Here is a 6165-nt window from a genome sequence, read left to right as displayed (position 1 = left end):
AACAGAAAAGGAGACGAGGAACGCAACGCGAGAGAGGGAGGAGAGTCCGTTGTGGGCTATGTTGTGGTCCCCCCCCCCCCCCCCCCCAACCCCTCCCTCCCCCCCCCCCCCCACCACGCGCGGCCCTCACCTGCCCTTCGGGCCTAGCGGCGGGTGTGCCGGTGGAGCGGACGGACGATCACTTGGTCACGCCCAGCGAGGCGTAGTCGTAGCGGCCGTTGTAGGAGTCGGCCGTGTAGATGTTGGTCAGTCGCGAGGAGCGCCAGATGACGTTCTTCTCGTAGGTGAACGGCAGGTACCAGGCGTCGTTCATGACCTTCTCGTTGGCCTTCGCGTAGAACTCGGCGGCCTTGTTCGGGTCGGTCTCGGCGTTGCCCTGGTCGAAGAACTTGTTGACCTCGGGGTCGTCCAGCAGGGGGTAGTTCTGGTTACCGGTCGGCTGGATGAACTTGCCGTCGGAGATCGGCTGGAGGAAGCCCTGGCCGGTGGGGAAGTCGGAGCCCCAGCCCTGGATGATGATGCCGTAGTTCTTCCGCAGGACGTTGGCGGGGGCGCCGATGATGCCCGCGTACTGGGCGCCGTCGTACTCGTCGATCTGGGCCTTGATGCCGACCTTGGCGAGCGATGCCTGGAGCGACGTGGCGGTGGCGATCTCCGGCGGCTTGTTGTTGCGCACCGCGATCGTGGTGGCGAAGCCGTTCGGCTTGTCGCACTGCTTCATCTCGTCCTTGGCCTTGGCCAGGTCCGGCTTGCCCTGCTTGATGTTGTACGGGTCGAACTTCGGGTCGTACCCCTTGACGGCCGGCGGCAGCATGCTGGTGCCGAGGTCGCCGCCCGCCATCGGGCCGCCGCGCGCGGTCTGCAGCGAGGTGTGGTCGGCGGCGTAGATGACCGCCTTGCGGCAGTGGATGTTGTCGAACGGCTTGACCGTCTTGGGGAACGCGGCGTAGCGGATGAACCCGGTCTGCGGGTTGTCGACGTTGGCCTTGTGGCTCTGCAGCGCCTTCTGGCGGCCCGCCGAACCCATCCCGGTCGCGTTGATGTCGATGTCGTACTCACCGGAGATGAGCTTGTTGTCCATGTCATCGGCGTTGGTGGTGAGCTTGACCGAGACCTTGTCCGGCAGCGCCTTGCGGACGGAGTCCGAGGTCTTCTTCCACTTGTCGTTGCGGACGAGCTCCAGGCCCTTGTTCGGCGTGTAGGACGCGAACTTGTACGGGCCGTTGGAGAAGGGCTTGAGGCCGTACTTCTCGCCGGTGTCCTTGTCCTGGCGGACCGGGGCGGCGGCGGGCAGCGCCAGCATCTGGAGGAAGTCGCCGTTGGGGCTCGGCAGCTTGAAGACGATGGTGTTCGCGTCCGGCGTCTCGATCTGCTTCAGGCCCAGCTTGTCCTTGCTGGTGTCCTTGTACGGGCCCTTGTAGTTCAGGTCCGGGTCGAGGACCTGCTGGATCCAGGTCGGGCCGCCGGTGATCTTCTCCTTGGCCCAGGTGCGCTCGATGCCGTACTTGATGTCCTGGCTGGTGACGGGCTTGCCGTCCTCCCAGGTCAGGTCGGGGCGCAGCTTGAAGGTGTAGGTCTTCTTGTCGGGCGAGATCTGGCCGGTGTCGGTGGCCATGTCCGGGACCAGCTCGGAGCTGGCCGCGCCCGGGGCGGGCTTCGGGGTCACCAGGGTGCGGGTGTAGTAGCGGGCGAAGTCCCACATGAAGCCGTAGTAGCCACGCTGCGGGTCCCAGGAGTCGGCGTCCTGCGTGCCGATGAACTTCAGCTCGCCGCCCTTCTTGGCGGAGGTGCTGGCGACATGGCCCACGCCCGCGTTGAAGCCCGGCGCCTTGCCGCTGGTGCTGGAGCCGCCGCCCCCGCCGCAGGCGGTGGTGGACACCAGCGCCGCGACCACGAAGGCCGATCCGGCGGCCAGTCTGCGCCTCGGAATGCGATGAGTTGTCACGTTGTCGCGACCTCCGTGAGATTCTCGGCCCGGGGAGGACCGGCTGTTCGGGGATGAACTCCTGACGAGGAATCAGTTGTGTTGCTCGTCCGGGTCGTCATGGGTGCTGCTGCGGGTACTGCTGTGGGGTTCTGTGCCGCGGGCCCTCGGCTCGACGGCGTTCTGCGAGGGTCAGCGCGAGCCCTTCGGGTCGAGGGCGTCACGCACGCCGTCGCCGAAGAGGTTGAAGGCCAGCACGGTGGCGAAGATGGCGAGCCCCGGAATGACCATGAACATGGGGTCGGACTCGTACGTGGTGACGGCCGCGGAGAGCATCTGCCCCCAGGAAGCGGTCGGCTGCTTGACGCCCGCGCCGAGGAAGCTGAGGGCGGCCTCGGTGAGCACGTTGGTGGGGATCATCAGCGTGGCGTACACGGTGATCGGCGCCACCAGGTTGGGCAGCAGTTCGCGGAAGAGGATGTACGCGCGTCCGGCGCCCAGGCTGCGCGCCGCCTCCACGTACTCGCGCTCTCTGAGCGAGAGGGTCTGGCCTCGCACGATCCGGCCCACGTACGGCCAGCCGAAGAACCCGATCACCACGATCAGCACGCCCATGCGCACGCCCGAACCGCTGAAACCGAAGAGGGAGTTCGGCACCACGGAGACCAGGGCGATGATGAAGAGCAGCTGCGGGAAGGCGAGGAGGACGTCCATCACGCGGCTGATGATGGCGTCGACCCAGCCGCCGAAGTAGCCGGCGACGATGCCGAAGACCGTGCCGACGGCGACGGCGACCACGGCGGCGAGGAACGCCACCAGCAGCGAGACCCGGGCTCCGTAGATCACCCGGCTGAACACATCGCGGCCGTTGACCGGCTCGACCCCGAAGAGGAAGTCCGAATTGATCCCGCCCCAGGAGCCCTTGGGGGTGCCGAAGAGCGGGTCGATCTGGTCCTCGTGGAAGTTGTTCGGCGGATGCCCGAACAGGTCCACGATCAGCGGCGCGAACACCGCGATCAGGATGAGCAGCAGCACGACGACCCCGCCGGCCAGGGCCAGCTTGTCGCGCTTGAGCCGCACCCAGGCGATACGCCACGGGGAACGGCCCTCGATGGCTTTCGCCGGGACGCCGGCCGCGACATCGACGGCGGCGGTCTCGGCCGCGCTCGTGTCGTGCAATGGTGCCGTCATCGTCTGGGGGACCCCTCTCGACCGGCGATAGCCGGCCCACGCTGCCGCCGACGCGGCTTGGTTCACATCAGGTGCTGCGAATGGTGCTGAAGGCGCGGGAAGTTCACGCGGAGCAGGTCGCACACAGAACCGACTCTGCTTGTTCCGGGGAGTCTTCAACGGGCCCGCGATCACCCGCCAGACCTGACCGGCAATGGATGCGTAACCGTGATGTGTGTAGGGAGGTTCCGTTATACGGACAGTCGTGATCCATGAGCGGATCAGTAACTACAAGGACAGTTTGTCCAGTTGGTGTCAGTACGCTCCGGCCTGACGGCCCTGCGGCGGCGGATAGCCGTAACCGGCCGTGGGCGCGGGCGCTCCGGCGCCGTACGCGTCGCGGTCGAAGAACGGCCGCGCGTTGGCCCGCATCCACATCGCGACCGGGTCGTGCTCGTCCGACATCGACACCGTGGACACCGGCAGCCCCTCCGGCACCACGCCCACCGACTGCTGCATCATCAGCCGCACCGAGTCGACGGCCGGCTGGGACGTGTCGTACAGATCGAGCCCGATGGCCAGATACGGCGCGCCCAGCGCGGGCTGCACCCAGGCCCGGCGCAGCGCCCGGACCACGGGCGTACGGTGCGCGTTCTGCCCCAGCAGGGCATAGAACTGGGGGATCTCGATGGCCGGCTCACTCAGCCGCAGCGGCCCGGCGGGCAGCCGCTCCAGGCCGCCCGCGACGCGCCGCAGGTCGAGCCAGGGGATGCCGACGCCGCCGCCCGGCGCGTGCGGGTTGAGCCACAGGCCCCAGCGGTCGGGGAAGAGCGAGGCGGCGATGGCGCGGCCGCCGACCACCTCATGGGCGCGGTTCCACCCGCTGGCGGCGAGCTCCGGGGCGGAGGTCACGCATGGCGCGTAGCCGAGGCTGTCGACCTCCATGTTCCCGTACTGGGCGTCGGGCGAGCCGGCCTGGCCGTGCCAGAGCAGCATCCACACCTGACCGTCGGCGATGGCGTGCAGCAGCGCCTCGTAGGCGTCGTACCGGCCGGGCGCCACTTGGCGCAGCATCTGCTCCACGCCGCTCTCCGCGCCCGCGCTCACCTGGGTCCGCCCTTTCCCTCGGCCGTCTCTGCCCCGCTTCGGGGCGCGCCAGTGCACCCCGCCCGGTCATCCAACCAGCTTACGAGCCCGTACCGCCCTGCCGCGGGTCAGTCACAGGTCACGGTCGTAGAACGGCCGGACGCGCTCGCTCAGCCACTCCCCGACCGGGTCCTGGGCGAGGTCGAGGAAGACCATCTGCACGGGCCAGGGCACCGGGACCGTGTGCAGCGCGCGCCCGAGGGCGTCGAGCGCGGCGGCGCGGCCGGCGTCGTCGGGCAGGTCGAGTTCGACGCCGACGAACAGCGCCGGGGCGTCGGTCTCCACGCAGGCCAGGACGCGCCGGGCGGTCCGCACCAGCCCGGCGGCGGCGAACTCCAGCCCGGCGGCGGCCAGGAAGTCGACCGGTTCTTCCTGCCAGTCGGGTTCGTAGAGCCGCACCCGGCCGCCGGTGGCGGGTCCGTCCAGCGGGCCGTGCCCGCCGCGGCACAGCTCCGCGACGGCGGGCGGCGGCAGCGGGACGCCGACGGCGCCGTCCGGGTTCACCGCGATGCCCAGCTGCGGGGGCAGGCCGCGGGCGAACTCGACGGCCGGTGCGACGGTGCACGGCATCCGGTCGCCGGTGATCAGCCGGAACTGCTGCTCGGAGCTGAACACCGGGACGTACGCGCCGCCGTCGATCTCCAGGGTCGGCAGATCGAGCTCGCGGCTGTCCGGGTGGCCGCCGTTGGGCAGCGGAATCCACAGCAGGCTGCGGCTCAGCACCTCGACGATGCGCGCGCCGGCCCCCGCCACCCCCAGGGAGGCGGCGAGCACCTCTTCGAGTTCATTGGCGGGCCAGCCCTGGGCCTGGGTGTATTCGTAACTCTCCGGGATGCTCATTCCGTCCAACCGCCGTCTCGACAAAGCCGCATCCGAACCCTAACGGCTGCATGCCCCACGTTCCTCGGGTGCCGCCGAATTCCTTGACGAACACCCAGGTCAGGCGGGGGCGATGGAACTTGGACCGGGGTGCACCCCGGGTAGTCGGCGAGTTGCGGAACGTACCCGTCCTCAGCACGGTGGTCGGACACCTTGTACGCACCACGAAGGGAAGCCCCCTATGCGCACGTCCCGGAAGATGCCCCGGAAGACCGGCGCGGTCGTCTCGTCCGTCGTGTGCGGCGCGCTGGCGTTCGGCGCCTCCGGAGCGGCCCTCGCGACCGCGCACGGCGGCACCCCGCACCCGGCGGGGGCGGCGGCCGTGGCCCCGATCCCGGGGGCGGACGCGCTGGCGGGCCAGACCGAGCGGTTGGGCGACCTGGCCGCCGCCCTCAAGCCGGTGACCGGCCTCGTCAACGCGGTGCTGAAGGCGCCGGGCGGCAAGCTGCCGACCCCGGAGGCCGCGAAGCACGCGGAGGCGGTCAAGGAGGCCCTCGCCAAGATCACGGCGGCGGCGAAGGCGCCCGCTGCGCCGAGCGTGCCGGAGGCACCGAAGGTGCCGAAGAAACCGGCCGCGCCGGTCGACCCGACCGACGCCAAGGCGCCGGCCGCGCCCGCGGCCGGGCAGCAGGGCGCGCCGTCGAAGGCCGGCCCGGAGCTGGTGGCCAAGGCCGCCACCGACCTCCAGGCCAAGGTCAACGCGTTGCTGAGGACCACCGTCGCGGGCAGCCCGGCCGGCACCGCGGCGGCCCTGAAGGCCACGCTGGCCGCCACGGTGAACGTCGTGGCGAGCATGGTCCTCGGCGGCGGCCTCCCCGCCCCGGACCTCCCCGGCCTCCAGAAGCCCCCGGCCGCCGCGCCGAAGGCTCCCGGCCGGTCGGCGTAACGCGCGGCGGGGACACCGCACCGACCGCCGGGCGGCACCGGGCCGCCCGGCGGTTCAGGGGCGCCCGGCGGCGGGCCCGTAACCGCTTCGGCGATCCGACGACTACGAGCGCCCGTCCCGCCGCCCGGGCCCACCTCGGTGATCCGGACGGTTACGGGCC

At 70.5% G+C, this 6165-nt stretch carries 5 protein-coding genes; 1 reads left to right on the top strand and 4 read right to left on the bottom strand.

The features are described from left to right. Positions 1-178 precede the first annotated feature (178 nt). The 4 genes from AC07AB_RS32055 to AC07AB_RS32040 form a co-directional block, all read right to left on the bottom strand. A complete protein-coding gene (locus AC07AB_RS32055; RefSeq protein ID WP_478574324.1) occupies positions 179-1945 on the bottom strand; it encodes an ABC transporter substrate-binding protein in 1767 nt (588 codons plus the stop codon). A 171-nt stretch (positions 1946-2116) separates the two neighbouring features. Next, the gene (locus tag AC07AB_RS32050) at positions 2117-3115 is read right to left on the bottom strand and encodes an ABC transporter permease (RefSeq protein ID WP_478574321.1); all 999 of its coding nucleotides are present in this window, start codon (positions 3113-3115) and stop codon (positions 2117-2119) included. A gap of 294 nt (positions 3116-3409) precedes the next feature. Continuing rightward, positions 3410-4168 carry an enhanced serine sensitivity protein SseB C-terminal domain-containing protein gene (locus AC07AB_RS32045; RefSeq protein WP_478574345.1) on the bottom strand — a complete coding sequence of 253 codons (759 nt, stop codon included), beginning with the start codon at positions 4166-4168 and terminating at the stop codon, positions 3410-3412. A 144-nt stretch (positions 4169-4312) separates the two neighbouring features. Next, entirely contained in the window at positions 4313-5080 is a 768-nt protein-coding gene (locus tag AC07AB_RS32040; RefSeq protein ID WP_478574318.1) for an enhanced serine sensitivity protein SseB, read from the bottom strand. Between the two features lie 220 nt (positions 5081-5300). On the opposite strand from AC07AB_RS32040, the gene AC07AB_RS32035 reads away from it, so the two are divergent. Next, complete coding sequence (locus AC07AB_RS32035; RefSeq protein WP_478574315.1) at positions 5301-6005, top strand: hypothetical protein; 705 nt, start codon at positions 5301-5303, stop codon at positions 6003-6005. The last annotated feature ends 160 nt before the right edge of the window (positions 6006-6165 follow it).

Source organism: Streptomyces sp. NPDC044033 (assembly GCF_056434425.1).
Note: the sequence above shows the minus strand (reverse complement) of the source record. Positions and strands in the feature narration are given on the sequence as shown.